We start from the raw sequence: 17,465 nt of genomic DNA on the forward strand, positions 1-17,465 counted from the left end.
ATCTGGACCGAGGGGACTTGACGGTGCCGGCTTGCGTCATCGATTTCTTTGGGTACATTGAATTCATGGGTGCGCGCGCGTGCATGCGTATGCGTGCATGCGCGCGAGAAGCCCGGATTGTAGAGAGCACGCGCCGACCCCGGCCGAGCCATCACCAGAAAGTCCCATGAGCAAGTCACTGATCATTGCCGAGAAGCCCTCCGTCGCCCAGGACATCGTGCGCGCGTTGACGCCCACCGCGGGCAAGTTCGACAAGCATGACGAGTACTTCGAAGGCGAGCACCACATCGTGACCTCCGCCGTCGGCCACCTGCTGGAGATCAAGGCGCCGGAGGAGTTCGACGTGAAGCGCGGCAAGTGGAGCTTCGCGAACCTGCCGGTGATCCCGCCGCACTTCGATCTGAACCCGATCGACAAGAGCAAGGGGCGGCTGAACGCGATCGTCAAGCTGGTCAAGCGAAAGGACGTCACCGACCTGATCAACGCCTGCGACGCGGGCCGCGAGGGCGAGCTGATCTTCCGGCTGATCCAGCAGCACGCGAAGAGCAAGCACCCGGTGCGCCGGCTGTGGCTGCAGAGCATGACGCCGGCGGCCATCCGCGACGGCTTCGACAACCTGCGCAGCGACGAGAGCCTGCAGGGCCTGGCCCAGGCGGCGCGCAGCCGCTCCGAGGCCGACTGGCTGGTCGGCATCAACGGCACGCGGGCGATGACCGCCTTCAACTCGCGCGACGGCGGCTTCTTCCTGACCACTGTGGGGCGGGTGCAGACGCCCACGCTGTCGATCGTCGTCGAGCGCGAGGAAAAGATCCGCAAGCACGTCTCGCGCGACTACTGGGAGCTGAAGGCCACTTTCGCGGCGCAGGCCGGCGAGTACGACGGCAAGTGGTTCGACCCGAAGTGGAAGAAGAACCCCGACGACGCCGAGCAGCGCGCCGACCGCCTGTGGAACGCGGCCGATGCGAACGCCATCGCCGAGGCCACGCGGGGCCAGCCGGCCAGCGTCACCGAAGAGGCCAAGCCCAGCACACAGAGCGCGCCCGGCCTGTACGACCTGACGACGCTGCAGCGCGAGGCCAACGGCCGCTTCGGCTTCAGCGCGAAGACCACGCTGAGCATCGCGCAGGCGCTGTACGAGAAGCACAAGGTGCTGACCTACCCGCGGACCGACAGCAAGCACCTGCCGGAGGACTATGTCGCCGTCGTGAAGGACACGATGCAGATGCTGGCCACCGACGACATGCCGGGCCCGCTGCGCCCGCTGTCGGCGCATGCCGCGAAGGCGCTGAAGGAAGGCTACGTCAAGCCGAACAAGCGCATCTTCGACAACACGAAGGTGTCGGACCACTTCGCGATCATCCCGACGCTGCAGGCACCGCGCAGCCTGACCGAGGTCGAGGCCAAGCTGTACGACATGGTCGTCAAGCGCTTCCTCGCGGTGTTCTACCCGTCGGCCGAGTTCATGGTCACCACCCGCATCAGCACCGTGAAGGCGGCCGGCAAGGAGCACAGCTTCCAGACCAACGGCAAGGTGATGGTGAAGCCGGGCTGGCTCGCGGTGTATGGCCGCGAAGCGCAGGAAGACGACGCCAACCTGGTGGCGGTGGCGGCCGGCGAGATGGTGCGCACCGAAGAGGTGGCGGTCAACCCGATGAAGACCCGGCCGCCGGCGCGCTACAGCGAGGCGACGCTGCTGTCGGCGATGGAAGGCGCCGGCAAGCTGATCGACGACGACGAGCTGCGCGAGGCGATGCAGGAAAAGGGCCTGGGCACGCCGGCCACGCGCGCGGCCATCATCGAAGGGCTGATCCTCGAGAAGTACATGCACCGCGAGGGCCGCGAGCTGATCCCGACGGCCAAGGCCTTCCAGCTCACCACGCTGCTGCGCGGCCTGGGCGTCGAGGACCTGACCAAGCCCGAGCTGACCGGCAACTGGGAGTTCCAGCTGTCCGAGATGGAGAAGGGCAAGCTCAGCCGCGAGACCTTCATGGCCGAGATCGCCGCGATGACGCAGCGCATCGTCGCGAAGGCCAAGGAGTACGACCGCGACACCATCCCCGGCGACTACGCGACGCTGAAGACGCCCTGCCCGAACTGCGGCGGCGTCGTGAAGGAGAACTACCGCCGCTTCACCTGCGTCGGCACCAGCCCGGCCGAGGACAACGGCTGCGGCTTCTCGATCAGCAAGATCCCCGGCGGGCGCAGCTTCGAGCTGGACGAGGTCGAGCGCTTCATCGCCGACAAGAAGATCGGCCCGCTCGAGGGCTTCCGCTCGAAGGCCGGCTGGCCGTTCACCGCCGAGCTGAAGCTCGCCTTCGACGACGAGATCAAGAACTGGAAGCTCGAGTTCGATTTCGGCGAGGACGCGAAGAACGCCGAGGCCGGCGAGCCGGTCGACTTCTCCGACCAGGAGAGCCTGGGCCATTGCCCGAAGTGCCAGGGCCGGGTGTTCGAGTTCGGCAGCTCCTACGTCTGCGAGCACGCGGTCGGCGCGCACATCACCTGCGACTTCAAGAGCGGCAAGATCATCCTGCAGCAGCCGGTGGCGCGCGAGCAGATGAGCAAGCTGCTCGCCACCGGCAAGACCGACCTGCTGGAGAACTTCGTCTCGAACAAGACGCGGCGCAAGTTCAAGGCCTTCCTGGCGTTCGACAAGAAGGAGGGCAAGGTCAGCTTCGAGTTCGAGCCGCGCGCCGCGAAGCCGCCGGCCAAGGGTGCGGCCGCGAAGACCGCAGCCGCCGCGCCGGCCGCCGAGGCCAAGGCGCCCGCCGCTGCAGCGAAAGCCCCCGCCAAGAAGGCAGTCCGCAAGGTGAGCAAGAAAGCGGCCGACGACGGGGCTTGAACCGCGGCGGCCTGAACGTTACTCGTAGGTATTCATTCGTTCTCTTGTCACGACATTTGTCACGTCGAGTCTCTCGTAGCGGCATGTTGTGACTCCTGTGTAGTGCGACACTGCGTGCACTACAAGTGCGCACACACTCGGTGCGGTTACCGGTCGTCACAACCAGACGGCCGGTCGGCACCGGGGTGATGCGGCGGCGCGGCCCTGTCGTGGGAGGCCGCAAGCGTCCAACACAGGAACAGGGATTGCGAATGAAACTGCGTGACTTCCGTTGGCTGGCCGCCGTGGCGCTGCTCGCCAGCGCGCCGTGGGCCCAGGCCCTGGTCTTTGCGGTCAACGAGGGCGTGACCTACCGCGTCCCGGCCGAAGAGATCCGGGCCAAGTACGCCGCGATCGCGGCCGACCTGAGCAAGATCCTGAAGCAGCCGGTCAGCATCGAGCCGATCGGCGACTACCCGTCGCTCAAGCGCGGGCTGGCCGAGAAGACCTACGACCTGGCGATGGTGCACCCGGCACACATCTCGATCGCGGCGATCAAGAACCCGGGCTACAAGCTGGTCGCGGTGACCAAGGGCTTCCTCGAGTACCGCGCGAGCTTCCTGGTGAAGGCCGATTCGCCGATCGCCGCGCTGGCCGACCTGAAGGGCCGCAAGCTGGGCGCGCCGGACGAGGACTCGATCACCGCGTGGATGGTGCGTGCGACGCTGCGCGATGCGATCGGCGACCCCAAGCTGGTGGCCACCACCTACACCCGCTACCAGGACGCGGTGCCGTTCTTCGTCGAGAACAACCTGACGCAGGCCGGCGCGACGGCGTCGAACGCGGTCGTCAAGGACTGGCTGGCCAAGGGCGGCAAGGTGATGTTCAAGTCGAAGCCGGTGCCGATCAAGCACATCATCGCGAGCCCGAACCTGTCGGCCGAGCAGGTCGAGAAGGTGCGCGAGTACCTGCTCGGGCTCGACGGCACCGACGAGGGCCGCAAGAAGCTCGAACCGACCAAGTACCAGGGCTTCGTGCGCTACGACGACGCGGCGCTGATGGCGATCGGGGCCTGGCTGGGGCTCTGAGCGCGCCGGCGAAGCCGGCCCGCGGGGGCTGCGGGTTCGTGCCGGTTGAACTGCAGCCCGGCGCAGCCTAATGTCAGAAGGCCGGTAACGTCTTCCGAGGAGCTCGCCATGCTGCGTGTTGTTCGTGCGTTCAGTGTCCTGCCCGTGTTGCTGCTGGGCGCCTGTGCCAGCGGCTTGCCGGGATCCACCCAGGAGGTCGACCAGCAGAAGGTGGCCTCGATCGATCGCGCCGCCCTCGGTCGGGGCGTCAAGGTCTACTGGGTGAGCATGCCCACCAAGCGGGTCGCGCCCGCGCCCGCCGCCGCGGCAACACCCGGATGACCCGAGGGCTTGATCGATACTGGCGCGATGTCGTCGCCGGTGTTCTTCAAGCTCCTCGCCATCTTCCTCGTCGTCGCCCTCGGCTACCTGGCCGGCCGCCTGCGCTGGCTGGGCGACAACGACCCTGCCCGGGTGCTGGGCAACGCCGCGTTCTACCTGTTCGTGCCGGCGCTGCTGTTTCGCACCACCTCGCGGCTCGACCTCGTCGGCATGCCGTGGGGCACGCTGTTCGCGTTCTTCGTGCCGGTGCTGGTGCTGCTGCTCGGCGTCTACGCCTGGCAGCGGCCGCGCGTGCGGCCCGGCGGGCTGGTGACGGCCGCGCCCAGCGTGCGGGCGATCTCGGCCAGCTTCGGCAACACGGTGCAGGTCGGCATCCCGCTCGCCACGGCGCTGTTCGGCGAGGCCGGGCTGTCCATCCACGTCGCGATCGTCAGCCTGCATGCGCTGACGCTGCTGACGGTGCTGACCGCGCTGGTCGAACTCGACCTGGCGCGCGAACGCGTCCGGCTGGGGCATTCGAGCGCCCACCTGGGGCGCACGCTCGCGAAGACCGCCCGCAACACCATCATCCATCCGGTGACGCTGCCGGTGCTCGCCGGGCTGGCCTGGAACCTGTCGGGCCTGGCGATGCCGGCGGTGCTCGACGAGGTGCTGGTCCAGCTCGGCCTGCCGGTCGTGCCGCTGTGCCTGGTGCTGATTGGCATGTCCCTTGCGTACTACGGGATCCAGGGCGCCGTGCACGGTGCCGTGGTGATCTCGGTGCTCAAGCTGCTGGTGCTGCCGGCCCTGGTGCTGGTCGTCGGCCACTGGGGCTTCGCGCTCTCGGGGCTGCCGCTGGCCGTGGTGGTGATGGCGGCGGCGCTGCCGATCGGCAGCAATGCGCTGATCTTCGCGCAGCGCTACGCGGCGCTCGAAGCCGAGGCCACCGCGGCGATCGTGCTGTCGACCTGCGGCTACATGCTGACGGCACCGCTGTGGCTGTGGTTGCCCGGTCTGCTGGCCTAGGCCAGCACGCTATCATCCGCCGCGCTGCCCACGAGGCGGCGCTTTTCCTTCAGACGTTGGACAACCCTTCTCAGGACCCACCCCCATGAAACTTCGCGGCTTCCCCCTCCGGGCCCTTGCGGCCACCTGCCTGCTGGCCTGCGCGGGCGCATCGTTCGCGGCCAAGACGCTGGTCTACTGCTCCGAGGGCAGCCCGGAAGGCTTCAACCCGCAGTACTACACCACCGGCACCACCTTCGACGCGGTGTCGGTGCCGATGTTCAACCGCCTGGTCGAGTTCGACACCGGCACCACCAACATCATCCCGGGCCTGGCCGAAAGCTGGACCGCCGCGGCCGACGGCCTGAGCTACACCTTCAAGCTGCGCAAGGGCGTCAAGTTCCACGGCACCGCCAAGTTCACGCCCTCGCGCGACTTCAACGCCGACGACGTGCTGTTCTCGTACAACCGCATGGCCGACCCGAACCACCCGCTGGCCAAGACCCAGCCGGGCGCGACCTACGCGTACTTCGAGGACATGGGCATGAAGGACATCGTCGACCACGTCGAGAAGGTCGACGCGCTGACGGTCAAGTTCGTGCTGAAGAAGGCCGAGGCGCCGTTCATGGCCAACATGGCAATGGACTTCGCGTCGATCCTGTCGGCCGAATACGGCGAGAAGATGAAGGCCGCCGGCACGCCCGAGGCGCTCGACCGCGAGCCGGTGGGCACCGGCCCGTTCCAGTTCGTCTCGTACCAGAAGGATGCGGTGATCCGCTACAAGGCCTTCGACGCCTACTGGGGCGGCCGCCCGAAGATCGACAACCTGGTGTTCGCGATCACCACCGACGCATCGGTGCGCTACGCCAAGCTGAAGACCGGCGAATGCCATGTGATGGCCTTCCCCAAGCCGGCCGACGTCGCGCTGATGAAGACCGACCCGAACATCAACCTGGTGCAGCAGAACGGCCTGAACGTCGGCTACATCGCGTTCAACGTCGAGAAGAAGCCGTTCGACAACAAGCAGGTGCGCCAGGCGCTGAGCATGGCCGTCAACAAGAAGGCGATCCTCGACTCGGTGTTCCAGGGTGCCGGCCAGCCGGCCAAGAACCCGATCCCGCCGACGCTCTGGTCGTACAACGACAAGGTCACCGACTACGCCTATGACCCGGCCAAGGCCAAGGACCTGCTGGCCAAGGCCGGCTTCCCGAACGGCACCGAGGTCGAGCTGTGGTACCTGCCGGTGACCCGCCCGTACAACCCGGACGGCAAGCGCATGGCCGAGCTGATCCAGGCCGACTGGGAAAAGATCGGCGTGAAGACCAAGCTGATCACCTTCGAATGGGGCGAGTACCGCAAGCGCAGCAAGACCGGCGAGCAGCACGCGATGATGTTCGGCTGGTCCGGCGACAACGGCGACCCCGACAACTTCTTCGTGCCGCTGCTGGGCTGCTCGGCCGTCAAGGGCGGCGGCAACGTCTCGCGTTGGTGCAACAAGGAGTTCGAGGACCTGGTGCAGAAGGCCAAGGCGGTGACGAAGCAGTCCGACCGCGCCGCGCTGTACTCGAAGGCCCAGGAGATCACCCACGAGGAAGCCCCGTGGATCCCGATCGCCCACTCGGTGCGCTTCGATCCGGTGCGCAAGGAAGTGATCGGCTACAAGATGGATGCGACCGCGCACCATTACTTCACCAAAGTGGATCTCGCCAAATAAGCGGGTCCTCCTTGTCCTGAAGCACGGGCTGGATGGAGGTTCTTCACCTCCGTCCGGCCTGAACGCATTCCTCCATGTTCACCTTCCTCGCCAAACGCCTCTCACTGGTGCTGCCGACCTTCATCGGCATCACGCTGCTGGTGTTCTCGCTGATCCGCCTGCTGCCGGGCGACCCGGTCGAAGCCATGTCCGGCGAACGCGGCATGACGCCCGAGCGCTACCAGCGCCTGGTGCATGAGTTCGGCCTCGACCGCCCGCTGTGGCAGCAGTACCTCGACTACGTCTGGCGCGCGCTGCACGGCGACCTCGGCCTGTCGACCATCACGCACGAGCCGGTCTTCCGCGAATTCCTGACGCTGTTCCCGGCCACCATCGAGCTGTCGATGGTCGCGCTGTTCCTCGCGCTCGCGATCGGCCTGCCGGCCGGCATCCTGGCCGCGATGAAGCGCAACACCGTCTACGACTACACCGTGATGGGCGCCTCGCTGACCGGCTACTCGATGCCGATCTTCTGGTGGGGCCTGCTGCTGATCCTGTTCTTCTCGGTCACGCTCGGCTGGACGCCGGTGTCGGGCCGCATCGCGATCCAGTTCGACATCCCGGCGGTCACCGGCTTCATGCTGATCGACTCGCTGCTGTCCGATGACGCCGGCGCGTTCCGCAGCGCGCTGTCGCACCTGATCCTGCCGGCGGTCGCGCTCGGCACCATCCCGCTGGCGGTGATCGCGCGCATGACGCGCTCGTCGATGCTCGAGGTGCTGCGCGAAGACTATGTGCGCACCGCGCGCGCCAAGGGCGCGTCGACCTGGCGCGTGGTCGGCATCCATGCGCTGCGCAATGCGCTGATCCCGGTCGTCACGACGATCGGGCTGCAGGTCGGCACGATGCTGGCCGGCGCGATCCTCACCGAGACGATCTTCTCGTGGCCGGGCATCGGCAAGTGGCTGGTCGAGGCCATCCACCGCCGCGACTACCCGGCGGTGCAGGGCGGCATCCTGATGTCGGCCACGGTGATCATCGCGGTCAACCTGGTGGTCGACCTGCTGTACGGCGTGATCAATCCCCGAATCAGGCACCACTGATGAGCCAAGCCAGCCTTCCGCAAGCCGCCCCGCCCGACACCGACACCGGCACCGGCACGCCCCCGACGCAGCTGGCCGAGCTGTGGCGCGATTTCCGCCGCAACCGCGGCGCGATCATCGGCCTGGCCGTCGTCGTCGCGCTGCTGCTGTGCGCGCTGCTGGCCGACGTGATCGCGCCCTATTCGCCGTCCGAGCAGTACCGCGACGCGACGCTGCACGCGCCGTCGTGGGAGCTGGTCAACGGCCACCGTTTCCTGCTCGGCACCGACCCGGTCGGGCGCGACGTGCTGTCGCGGCTGATCCACGGCACGCGGCTGTCGCTGCTGATCGGCCTGGTGTCGGTCGGGCTGTCGCTGAGCATCGGCGTCGTGCTGGGCCTGCTGGCCGGCTTCTTCCGCGGTGCGACCGAGTTCACCATCATGCGGCTGATGGACATCATGCTGGCGCTGCCCAGCCTGCTGCTGGCGGTCTCGGTGGTCGCGATCCTCGGCCCCGGGCTGATGAACGCGATGTACGCGATCGCGATCGTGATGCTGCCGCATTTCGTGCGCCTGACGCGCGCCGCGGTGATCGGCGAGCTCGGCAAGGACTATGTCGCCGCGTCGCGGCTGGCCGGTGCCGGCACGCTGCGGCTGATGTTCGACACCGTGCTGCCGAACTGCGCCGCGCCGCTGATCGTGCAGGCCACGCTCGGCTTCTCGACCGCGATCCTCGATGCGGCCGCGCTCGGCTTCCTCGGCCTGGGCGCGCAACCGCCGACGCCCGAATGGGGCTCGATGCTGGCCAGCGCGCTGGAGTTCATCCAGAGCGCGTGGTGGGTCGTCACGCTGCCGGGTCTCGCGATCCTGGTGTCGGTGCTGGCCTTCAACCTGATGGGCGACGGGCTGCGCGATGCGCTGGACCCGAAGCTGAAGAGATAAGACCGATGGCCTTGCTGGAAGTGGATCAACTGCGGGTCGAATTCGGCTCGACCGTGGCGCCGTTCAAGGCGGTCGACGGCGTGAGCCTGCGCATCGACGCGGGCGAGGTGGTGGGCATCGTCGGCGAGTCGGGCTCGGGCAAGAGCGTGACCGCGCTCGCGCTGATGGGCCTGATCGACGAGCCCGGCCGGGTCTCGGCGCAGACGCTGCGCTTCGACGGCCATGATTTGCTGACGATGCCGCTGAAGCAGCGCCGCCAGATGCTGGGCCGCGACATCGCGATGATCTTCCAGGATCCGATGAGCAGCCTGAACCCGTGCTTCACGGTGGCCTACCAGCTGATGGAGACGCTGCGCATCCACGAAGGCGGCTCGAAGAAGGCGCTGCGGGCACGCGCGCTGCAGTTGCTGAAGGACGTCGAGATTCCCGATGCCGAGCGCCGGCTCGATGCCTATCCGCACCAGCTGTCGGGCGGCATGAGCCAGCGCGTGATGGTCGCGATGGCGATCGCCTGCAACCCGCGGCTGCTGATCGCCGACGAGCCGACCACCGCGCTCGACGTGACGATCCAGGCGCAGATGCTCGCGCTGCTGCTGCGCCTGCAGCGCGAACGCGGCATGGCACTGATACTGATCACGCACGACCTGGGCGTGGTGGCCGAGGTCGCGCAGCGCGTGCAGGTGATGTACGCCGGCGAGGTGGTCGAGACGGCCGGCGTGCCGCGCATCTTCGAGGCCCCGCGCCACCCGTACACCGCAGCGCTGCTGTCGGCGCTGCCGGAGCACAACATCGGCCAGCGCCGGCTCAGCTCGATGCCCGGCGTGGTGCCGGGCGCCTACGACCGGCCGAGCGGCTGCCTGCTGTCGCCGCGCTGCCCGCGCGTGCAGGACCGGTGCCGCGCCGAGCGGCCAGACCTGTACGGGCCCGAAGGCTCGCAAGCGCGTTGCTTCTTTCCGTTGACGGAGGCCGCATGAGCGCTGAACGCGATGAGACCGTGCTGGTCGCCAACGACCTGGCCAGGCACTACCCGGTCTCGCAGGGCTTCCTGAAGCCGAAGGCGCTGGCCCGTGCACTCGATGGCGTGTCGTTCGAGGTGAAGGCCGGCCGCACGCTCGCCGTCGTCGGCGAGTCCGGCTGCGGCAAGAGCACGCTCGCACGCCAGATCACGATGATCGAGACGCCGACCAGCGGACACCTGGTGCTCGGCGGCGTCGATGTCGCGACCGCCGATGCGGTGACGCGCAAGCGGCTGCGCCGCGAGGTGCAGATGGTGTTCCAGAACCCGTTCGCGAGCCTGAACCCGCGCAAGAGGATCGGCCATGCGCTCGAGGAGCCGCTGGTCATCAACACCACGCTGTCGGCCGCCGAACGCACCGAGAAGGCGCGCGCGATGATGGCCCGCGTCGGCCTGCGGCCGGAGTTCCACCAGCGCTACCCGCACATGTTCTCCGGCGGCCAGCGCCAGCGCGTCGCGATCGCGCGCGCGCTGATGCTGTCGCCGCGCATCGTCGTCGCCGACGAGCCGGTGTCGGCGCTCGACGTGTCGATCCAGGCCCAGGTGCTGAACCTGCTGATGGACCTGCAGGAAGAGACGCAGGTGGCCTACGTCTTCATCTCGCACAACCTGGCGGTGGTCGAGCTGATCGCCGACGAGGTGCTGGTGATGTACCTCGGCAAGGTGGTCGAGAAGGCGCCGAAGCGGCAACTGTTCGCCACGCCGCGCCACCCGTACACGCGGGCCTTGCTGGCGAGCACGCCGCGCATCGACGCGGCCTCGCGCGCGCAGAAGACGGTGCTGGCCGGCGAGTTGCCGTCGCCGCTGAACCCGCCGAGCGGCTGCGCCTTCCACAAGCGCTGCCCGCATGCGATCGAGCGCTGCCGCGTCGAGGTGCCACTGCTGGCCGAGGTGGCACCCATGCAGTGGGCGGCGTGTCATCGGGCGGCCGAGCTGGCCTGACAGGGCGATTCCCGCAACGCCCCTGGCCGGCACGGGGTTTGCGACAATCGCCCGCATGACCTCGAACGACCTCCAGGCTGCGATTGCCCACATGGGCGCCGCGGCACGTGCGGCCAGCAGCCGAATGGCTGCTGCCACCACCGCCGCGAAGAACGCCGCGCTGCTCGCGCTGGCGCGCCGGCTGCGCGAAGACGGCACCGCGCTGGCCCAGGCCAACCAGATCGACATAGCCGCCGCCGTTGCTGCCGGACTGGCCGCCCCGATGGTCGACCGGCTGAAGCTGACCCCCAAGGTGCTGGCCACCGTCGCCGAAGGCTGCGAGCAGATCGCCGCGATGCCCGACCCGATCGGCGAGATCACCGGGCTGCGCCGCCGGCCGAGCGGCATCAGCGTCGGCCAGATGCGCGTGCCGCTGGGCGTGTTCGGCATGATCTACGAGAGCCGCCCGAACGTGACCATCGAGGCCGCATCGCTCGCGATCAAGAGCGGCAACGCCTGCATCCTGCGCGGCGGCTCCGAGGCCCTCCATTCGAACCTCGCGCTGTGGAAGCTGGTGCAGGCCTCGCTCGCCGAAGCCGGCCTGCCGCCCGACGCGGTGCAGCTGGTGCAGACCACCGACCGCGCCGCCGTCGGCCACCTGATCGCGTCGCCGGAAGCGGTCGACGTGATCATCCCGCGCGGCGGCAAGGGGCTGATCGAGCGCATCAGCCGCGAGGCGCGCGTGCCGGTCATCAAGCACCTCGACGGCAACTGCCACGTCTACGTCGATGCGCAGGCCGACCTCGAACTCACGCTGCGCGTAACCGACAACGCGAAGACGCAGAAGTACAGCCCCTGCAATGCGGCCGAATCGCTGCTGGTCCACCGCGACGTCGCGGCCGCCTTCCTGCCGCGCCTGGGCGCGTTGTGGGCGCCCAAGGGCGTCGAGATGCGCTGCGATGCGGCCGCGCTCGCGCTGTTGCAGCCGGTCGCCGGGCTGACGCTGGTGCCCGCGACCGAGCAGGACTGGAACGAGGAGTACCTCGCCCCGGTCATCAGCGTGAAGCTGGTGGCCGACCTCGACGAGGCCATCGCGCACATCAACCGCCACGGCTCGCACCACACCGATGCGATCCTGACCGAGCACCATAGCCACGCGATGCGCTTCCTGCGCGAGGTCGATTCGGCCAGCGTGATGGTCAACGCCAGCACGCGCTTCGCCGACGGCTTCGAGTACGGGCTGGGCGCCGAGATCGGCATCAGCACCGACAAGTTCCACGCGCGCGGGCCGGTCGGCCTGGAAGGGCTCACGTCGATGAAATGGGTCGTGCTCGGCCAGGGGGAAGTGCGCACATGAGCGATCCGCGATCCGCCCTGGTGCTGTTCTCCGGCGGCCAGGATTCCACCGCCTGCCTCGCGTGGGCGCTCGAAAGCTATTCCCACGTCGAGACCATCGGCTTCGACTACGGCCAGCGCCACGTCGTCGAGCTGGAATGCCGGCTCAACGTGCGCGCGCAGCTGCATGCGACGTTCCCGCGCTGGGCCGGCAAGCTCGGCGACGATCACCTGCTCGACCTGCAGCTGCTCGGCCAGATCTCCGACACCGCGCTGACCAAGTCGCGCGCGATCGAGATGAACGCGAGCGGCCTGCCGAACACCTTCGTGCCGGGCCGCAACTTGCTGTTCTTCACATTCGCCGCCGCGGTGGCCTACCGGCGCGGGCTCAGCGTGCTGGTGGGCGGCATGTGCGAGACCGACTTCTCAGGCTACCCCGATTGCCGCGACAACACGCTGAAGGCGCAGCAGGTCGCGCTGAGCCTCGGCATGGACACGCCGATGACGATCGAGACCCCGCTGATGTGGCTCGACAAGGCGCAGACCTGGGCGCTGACCGACGAACTGGGCGGCGAAGCGCTGACCGACATCGTCGTCGAGCACACCCACACCTGCTACCTCGGCGAGCGCACTCTGCGGCACGAATGGGGCTACGGCTGCGGCCAATGCCCGGCCTGCGCGCTGCGCGCGCGCGGCTACGGCGCATGGCGCCGTCACGGCGCGATGCCGTTCGCCGACACCGAACAGGCCGGCTGACGCGAGAGCCACGGCGCGAGCGCGCGCCGGCCGTCCGGCGTCAGGGTCAACGCACGAGAACCTTCGACGCGCCGCAACCAGCCGTGGTTGATCGCGTGGTCGAGCAGGCTGACGGCCAGGCCGCCGGCGAGGTGGTCGCGCCGCTCCGACCAATCGAGGCACGCATAGGCGTAGCGCTTCGATCCGGCCACCGGCACCGTGACGCCCAGCGTCTGCAGCTCATGCCGGCCGACGTCGGTCAGCACGAACTGCCCGTCGCGCGGCGCCAGCGTGCCGCGGGCCAGCAGCCCGTCGAACAACGCGACGCCCAGCTCGCCAGCCAGGTGGCTGTAGCAGGTGCGCGCCGCCTTCAGTGGCTTGTAGGCGCCGTGGTTCCACTTGTCGGCGCTGCCGGCCCGCTCGGCCACCAGCGACAAGGCCTCCAGCGCATGGCCGATGTCGGCATCGGCGAGCCGGAAATAGCGGTGCCGGCCCTGCGTGCGCACGACGACCAGCTCGTTGTCGACCAGCTGCGTCAGGTGCGTGCTGGCGGTCTGCGCGGTGACCCCGGCGACCTCGGCCAGCTCGCCGGCGGCAAGGTACTGGCCGCCCATCAGCGCGGCCAGCATGCGGGCGCGGGTCGGGTCGCCGATCATCGCGGCGATGCGGGCGAAGCGCGGTTCGGGGCTCGGGCTGCTCATCGTGGGATCCTCGCACGCGCTCAGGTCAGCACCGAGCGCAGCGCCAGATAAGCACCGAGCAGCCACAACCCGGCGAAGAACACGCGCTTGAAGGTCTCCGGCTGCACCGCGCGCCGCAGCCGCTGGCCCAGGCCCATGCCGAGCAGCGCCGGCAGCAGCGCGAGCAGCGAGCTGCCGGCGGCCTGCGCGTCGAGCGCCCCGCCATGGCGCAGGCTGATGGCCAGCGCGATCGTCGACACCAGGAACGAGATGCCGAGCGCACGCACCAGTTCGTCCTTGCCGAGGCCGAGCGCCTGCAGATACGGCACGGCCGGGATCACGAACACGCCGGTCGCCGCAGTGACGAGGCCAGTGGCCACGCCGACCGGCAGCGACAGCCACGGCTCCCACCGCGGCGGCACGTGCAGCCGCACCGACAGCAGGCCCAAACTCGCATACACCAGCAGCGACAGCCCGAGCGCAATGCCAGCCCAACCCGGTGCATGGCCGGCGCTCAGCCAGCCGGCGCCGAGCGCGACACCGGCGCACACGCCGATCAGCAGCGTCGCCAGCCGGCGCAACAACGCGCCGAAGCCCGGCCCGGCGATCTGCCACAGGTTGGTGACGAACGACGGCACGACCAGCAGCGCCGCCGCCTGCGCCGGCAGCATCACGACGCTCAGCAGGCCCATCGAGATGGTCGGCAGCCCGAGGCCGATCACGCCCTTCACGAAACCGGCAAGGGTGAAGACGAAGCCGGCGAACGCCAGCAGGAACAGCAGGTCGACAGAGGTCATGGGAATTCCAGGAAGCGATGTCGGATCGTCGCGCCGACGGCCCGTCAATTGCTTCGGGCTGGATCGAAGTATCGGATTTCACAGACCTGCCACATGTCGTCGCGACACTCCCCGCTTCGCCCCAGGGCCGCCAGACAACGAGGAATTCAGATGAAGTTGAATCGAGGGATCGCTTGGAGCCTGGGCGCCATCGCCGTAGGCGTCGGCCTGCTGGCCTGTGGCGGCAGCGACGACGACGCGCCGCCGGCGAGCACGCCGACCGTGGCAGCCGGCACCACCGCGCAGCTCGCGCTGCTGGAGACCACCGACCTGCACACCAATGTGCGCAGCTACGACTACTTCAAGCTCGCCGCCGACAGCACGCTCGGCTTCGAGCGCACCTCGACGCTGATCAAGGCCGCGCGCGCCGAGTTCGCGAACACGCTGCTGGTGGACAACGGCGACACCATCCAGGGCACCGCGCTGTCGGACTACCAGGCGCTGGTGACCCCGGTGGCCTGCACCGGCACGCTCGCGATCTACAAGGCGATGAACGCCGCCGGCTATGACGTGGGCGGCATCGGCAACCACGAGTTCAACTACGGCCTGCCCTACCTCGCGCAGGTCACCGGCAACGCCTTCGACGTCGACGGCATGCCGGCCGTCGGCGCGCAACCCAAGTGCGCCGGCCCGGCCTTCCCGCAGGTGCTGGCCAACGTCTACAGCGTCAAGAGCAAGCAGCCGCTGTTCACGCCCTACACCATCGTCACGAAGACACTGAAGGCCAAGGACCCGGCCGGCAAGGACATCAGCGTGCCGGTCAAGGTGGGCTTCATCGGCTTCGCGCCGCCCACCATCCTGGCCTGGGACAAGCGCTGGCTGGACGGCAAGGTCTACACGGAAGGCGTGAAGGAAACCGCCGAGAAGTTCGTTCCCGAGATGAAAGCCAAGGGCGCCGAGCTGATCGTCGTGATCTCGCACGGCGGACTCGACGCCGGCGCCTACTCGCCGACGATGGAGAACGGCAGCTGGCACCTGTCGAAGGTGGCCGGCGTCGATGCGATGCTGATCGGCCACTCGCACCAGATCTTCCCGGACGCGGCGAGCACCGTCGGCCAGTTCAACCAGACCGGCGTCGACAAGGCCAAGGGCACGGTCAACGGCGTGCCGACCGTGATGGCCAATTTCTGGGGCAAGCACCTGGGCGTGATCGGCCTGTCGCTGAAGCACGACGGCAGCAAATGGAGCGTCGACACGACAAAGACCACGGTGCAGGCGCGCTCGACGCAGAACGCCGACAAGAGCTACGTCGCGGTCGACGCGACGGTGGCGCCGCTGATCGAGGCGGAGCACCAGGCGACCATCACCTACGTGAAGACGCCGGTCGGCACGACCGACTTCCGCATGACGAGCTACTTCGCCGACGTGGGCGAGCCGGGTGCGATCGAGATCGTCAACCAGGCGCAGGCGGACTACGTCTCGGCCTACATCCAGGCCAACCGGCCGGAGTTCAAGACGCTGCCGGTGCTGTCGGTCAGCGCGCCGTTCAAGTCCGGCTTCGCCGGTGGCGCCGACTTCACCGACGTGGCCGCCGGCCCGCTCGCGATCAACAACGCGGCCGACCTGTACCTGTACCCGAACACGATCTACGCGGTGAAGGTGAACGGGGCCGACATCAAGGGCTGGCTGGAGACCGCGGCGAAGCGCTTCAACACGATCAACCCGGCGCTGACCACGGCGCAGGAGCTGGTCAGCAGCTACCCGGGCTACAACTTCGACATGTTCACGTCGGCCGACATGCAGTACGAGATCGACGTGACGCAGCCGGTCGGTAGCCGCATCAAGAACCTGACGTACAAGGGCACGGCGATCGACGCGGCGGCGGAGTTCATCGTCGCGACCAACAACTACCGTGCGAGCGGCGGCGGCAGCTTCCCGGGCCTGGACGGCAGCAAGACGATCTACGCGTCGCCCGATGCGAACCGCGATGCGCTGATCGCCTACATCAAGACCGCGAAGAACCTGACCCGCGCGAGCAACGGTTCGCACCGCAGCTGGCACTTCACGAAGGTGACGACGGCCGGGCCGGTGACCTTCAAGTCGGCTGTCGGCCAGCTGACGCTGGCGCAGGCCGCGGGCCTGGCCGGCATCACGCTGCAGCAGGCCGATGACGGCAGCGGCAAGAGCCTGTCGGTCTACGCGATCGACCTGGCGCAGTGACCAGCGACGTGGCCCCCGACCTGACGACGTCCGTGACGCCGGTGGCGTTGCCGGCCGACCGCACCTTCTTCTGGGCGCTGGTCGCGCTGGCAGCCGCCACCGCGGCGCTGGCGGTGGGCCTGCACCTGCGCAGCGGCGCGGGCGACCGCGAGGCGCTGGCCGCGGTGTCGACCGAGCAGCTCGCGGTGCGTGCCGGTGCCGGCCGCGATGCGCAGGCGCTGCAGCAGCTGCGCTACCGCGCGCAAGGCGGCGCGGCGCAGGCGCAGCAGGCGCTCGGCAGCGTGCTGGCGTCGACCGAAGGCGCGGACCGGGCCGAGGCGCTGCAGTGGCTGCAGGCGGCCCAGCAGCAGGGCGATGCCCAGGCATCGTACCTGCTGGGCCGGCTGCGCCTGCAATCGGGCGCGCAGCACGACGAGGCGCAGGCGGCGCGCGATTTCGAGCGTGCCGCCGCGGCCGGCCATGCCGGCGCGGCCTTGCAGCGCGGGCTGATGGCCCGCCGCGCGCAGGAGCCGGCCGCCGCGGCGCGCTGGCTGGCGCAGGCCGCGCAAGCGCACGACCCGCAGGCGCTGTTCCTGCTCGCCAACGCGGCGCGCGAAGGCAACGGCGTGCCGCGCGACGAGGCCCGCGCGCTGGCGCTGTACCGCGAGGCGGCGGCATTGGAATACCCGCCGGCCCACCAGGCGCTCGCGATGGCCTACGAGCGTGGCGAGCTGGGCCTGGCGCGCGACAGCGACCAGGCGCGCGAGGCGCTGGCCGAGGTGGCGCATTCGCTGAAGCATCCGCCGGTCGAGCGCTGAACCGGTGCTTGTTGGCGCGGTGGCCGGGTTTCGCGTCGAGCCTGGCCGCCGCTGGC

The 17,465-nt window shown here is 68.9% G+C and carries 15 protein-coding genes; 13 read left to right on the plus strand and 2 right to left on the minus strand.

Annotated elements, in window-relative coordinates:
• The first annotated feature begins 166 nt into the window (after positions 1-166).
• From BUE42_RS02090 to queC, 11 genes are all read left to right on the plus strand, one after another.
• Positions 167-2,842: a DNA topoisomerase III gene (locus tag BUE42_RS02090; protein ID WP_073462456.1), complete on the plus strand. Its 2,676-nt coding sequence runs from the start codon at positions 167-169 to the stop codon at positions 2,840-2,842.
• 251 nt (positions 2,843-3,093) lie between these two features.
• On the plus strand, positions 3,094-3,909 hold the full coding sequence (locus BUE42_RS02095; RefSeq protein WP_073462457.1) for a phosphate/phosphite/phosphonate ABC transporter substrate-binding protein: 816 nt from the start codon (positions 3,094-3,096) through the stop codon (positions 3,907-3,909).
• 108 nt (positions 3,910-4,017) lie between these two features.
• A complete protein-coding gene (locus BUE42_RS02100; protein ID WP_073462458.1) occupies positions 4,018-4,230 on the plus strand; it encodes a hypothetical protein in 213 nt (70 codons plus the stop codon).
• 27 nt (positions 4,231-4,257) lie between these two features.
• Positions 4,258-5,235: an AEC family transporter gene (locus tag BUE42_RS02105; RefSeq protein ID WP_073462459.1), complete on the plus strand. Its 978-nt coding sequence runs from the start codon at positions 4,258-4,260 to the stop codon at positions 5,233-5,235.
• Between the two features lie 85 nt (positions 5,236-5,320).
• Positions 5,321-6,928, plus strand: a complete 1,608-nt coding sequence (locus BUE42_RS02110) for an ABC transporter substrate-binding protein (protein ID WP_073462460.1) — start codon at positions 5,321-5,323, stop codon at positions 6,926-6,928.
• Positions 6,929-7,002: 74 nt separating this feature from the next.
• Positions 7,003-8,010 carry an ABC transporter permease subunit gene (locus tag BUE42_RS02115; protein ID WP_073462461.1) on the plus strand — a complete coding sequence of 336 codons (1,008 nt, stop codon included), beginning with the start codon at positions 7,003-7,005 and terminating at the stop codon, positions 8,008-8,010.
• Positions 8,010-8,930, plus strand: coding sequence for an ABC transporter permease subunit (locus BUE42_RS02120; RefSeq protein WP_073462462.1), 921 nt, complete (start codon positions 8,010-8,012; stop codon positions 8,928-8,930). The genes BUE42_RS02115 and BUE42_RS02120 overlap by 1 nt, the downstream gene beginning before the upstream one ends.
• 5 nt (positions 8,931-8,935) lie before the next feature.
• Entirely contained in the window at positions 8,936-9,904 is a 969-nt protein-coding gene (locus BUE42_RS02125; protein ID WP_073462463.1) for an ABC transporter ATP-binding protein, read from the plus strand.
• Positions 9,901-10,887, plus strand: a complete 987-nt coding sequence (locus tag BUE42_RS02130; RefSeq protein WP_073462464.1) for a dipeptide ABC transporter ATP-binding protein — start codon at positions 9,901-9,903, stop codon at positions 10,885-10,887. The genes BUE42_RS02125 and BUE42_RS02130 overlap by 4 nt, the downstream gene beginning before the upstream one ends.
• A 7-nt stretch (positions 10,888-10,894) precedes the next feature.
• Positions 10,895-12,223 carry a glutamate-5-semialdehyde dehydrogenase gene (locus BUE42_RS02135; RefSeq protein ID WP_369822937.1) on the plus strand — a complete coding sequence of 443 codons (1,329 nt, stop codon included), beginning with the start codon at positions 10,895-10,897 and terminating at the stop codon, positions 12,221-12,223.
• Positions 12,220-12,957, plus strand: coding sequence for a 7-cyano-7-deazaguanine synthase QueC (queC, locus tag BUE42_RS02140; RefSeq protein ID WP_073462465.1), 738 nt, complete (start codon positions 12,220-12,222; stop codon positions 12,955-12,957). Before BUE42_RS02135 ends, queC begins: the two co-directional genes overlap by 4 nt.
• Here queC and BUE42_RS02145 read toward each other — a convergent pair.
• Together BUE42_RS02145 and BUE42_RS02150 are read right to left on the minus strand one after the other, a co-directional pair.
• Positions 12,915-13,637, minus strand: coding sequence for an ArsR/SmtB family transcription factor (locus tag BUE42_RS02145; protein ID WP_073462466.1), 723 nt, complete (start codon positions 13,635-13,637; stop codon positions 12,915-12,917). The genes queC and BUE42_RS02145 overlap by 43 nt on opposite strands.
• A 20-nt stretch (positions 13,638-13,657) precedes the next feature.
• Entirely contained in the window at positions 13,658-14,413 is a 756-nt protein-coding gene (locus BUE42_RS02150; protein WP_073462467.1) for a sulfite exporter TauE/SafE family protein, read from the minus strand.
• A gap of 150 nt (positions 14,414-14,563) precedes the next feature.
• On the opposite strand from BUE42_RS02150, the gene BUE42_RS02155 reads away from it, so the two are divergent.
• Complete coding sequence (locus tag BUE42_RS02155; RefSeq protein WP_073462468.1) at positions 14,564-16,612, plus strand: bifunctional 2',3'-cyclic-nucleotide 2'-phosphodiesterase/3'-nucleotidase; 2,049 nt, start codon at positions 14,564-14,566, stop codon at positions 16,610-16,612.
• Positions 16,609-17,409, plus strand: a complete 801-nt coding sequence (locus BUE42_RS02160) for an SEL1-like repeat protein (RefSeq protein ID WP_073462469.1) — start codon at positions 16,609-16,611, stop codon at positions 17,407-17,409. Before BUE42_RS02155 ends, BUE42_RS02160 begins: the two co-directional genes overlap by 4 nt.
• Positions 17,410-17,465: the final 56 nt, after the last annotated feature.

Origin of the sequence: Rhizobacter sp. OV335, assembly GCF_900142965.1 — a bacterium.
GTDB lineage: Bacteria > Pseudomonadota > Gammaproteobacteria > Burkholderiales > Burkholderiaceae_C > Rhizobacter.

What these genes read in the sequence shown, in the direction of transcription:
- BUE42_RS02125 (WP_073462463.1), top strand. Translation starts at nt 8,936, where the DNA reads ATGGCCTTGCTGGAAGTGGATCAACTGCGGGTCGAATTCGGCTCGACC.
- BUE42_RS02150 (WP_073462467.1), bottom strand. Translation starts at nt 14,413, where the DNA reads ATGACCTCTGTCGACCTGCTGTTCCTGCTGGCGTTCGCCGGCTTCGTC.
- BUE42_RS02090 (WP_073462456.1), top strand. Translation starts at nt 167, where the DNA reads ATGAGCAAGTCACTGATCATTGCCGAGAAGCCCTCCGTCGCCCAGGAC.
- BUE42_RS02155 (WP_073462468.1), top strand. Translation starts at nt 14,564, where the DNA reads ATGAAGTTGAATCGAGGGATCGCTTGGAGCCTGGGCGCCATCGCCGTA.
- BUE42_RS02095 (WP_073462457.1), top strand. Translation starts at nt 3,094, where the DNA reads ATGAAACTGCGTGACTTCCGTTGGCTGGCCGCCGTGGCGCTGCTCGCC.
- BUE42_RS02100 (WP_073462458.1), top strand. Translation starts at nt 4,018, where the DNA reads ATGCTGCGTGTTGTTCGTGCGTTCAGTGTCCTGCCCGTGTTGCTGCTG.
- BUE42_RS02115 (WP_073462461.1), top strand. Translation starts at nt 7,003, where the DNA reads ATGTTCACCTTCCTCGCCAAACGCCTCTCACTGGTGCTGCCGACCTTC.
- BUE42_RS02105 (WP_073462459.1), top strand. Translation starts at nt 4,258, where the DNA reads ATGTCGTCGCCGGTGTTCTTCAAGCTCCTCGCCATCTTCCTCGTCGTC.
- BUE42_RS02145 (WP_073462466.1), bottom strand. Translation starts at nt 13,637, where the DNA reads ATGAGCAGCCCGAGCCCCGAACCGCGCTTCGCCCGCATCGCCGCGATG.
- BUE42_RS02110 (WP_073462460.1), top strand. Translation starts at nt 5,321, where the DNA reads ATGAAACTTCGCGGCTTCCCCCTCCGGGCCCTTGCGGCCACCTGCCTG.
- BUE42_RS02120 (WP_073462462.1), top strand. Translation starts at nt 8,010, where the DNA reads ATGAGCCAAGCCAGCCTTCCGCAAGCCGCCCCGCCCGACACCGACACC.
- BUE42_RS02130 (WP_073462464.1), top strand. Translation starts at nt 9,901, where the DNA reads ATGAGCGCTGAACGCGATGAGACCGTGCTGGTCGCCAACGACCTGGCC.
- queC (WP_073462465.1), top strand. Translation starts at nt 12,220, where the DNA reads ATGAGCGATCCGCGATCCGCCCTGGTGCTGTTCTCCGGCGGCCAGGAT.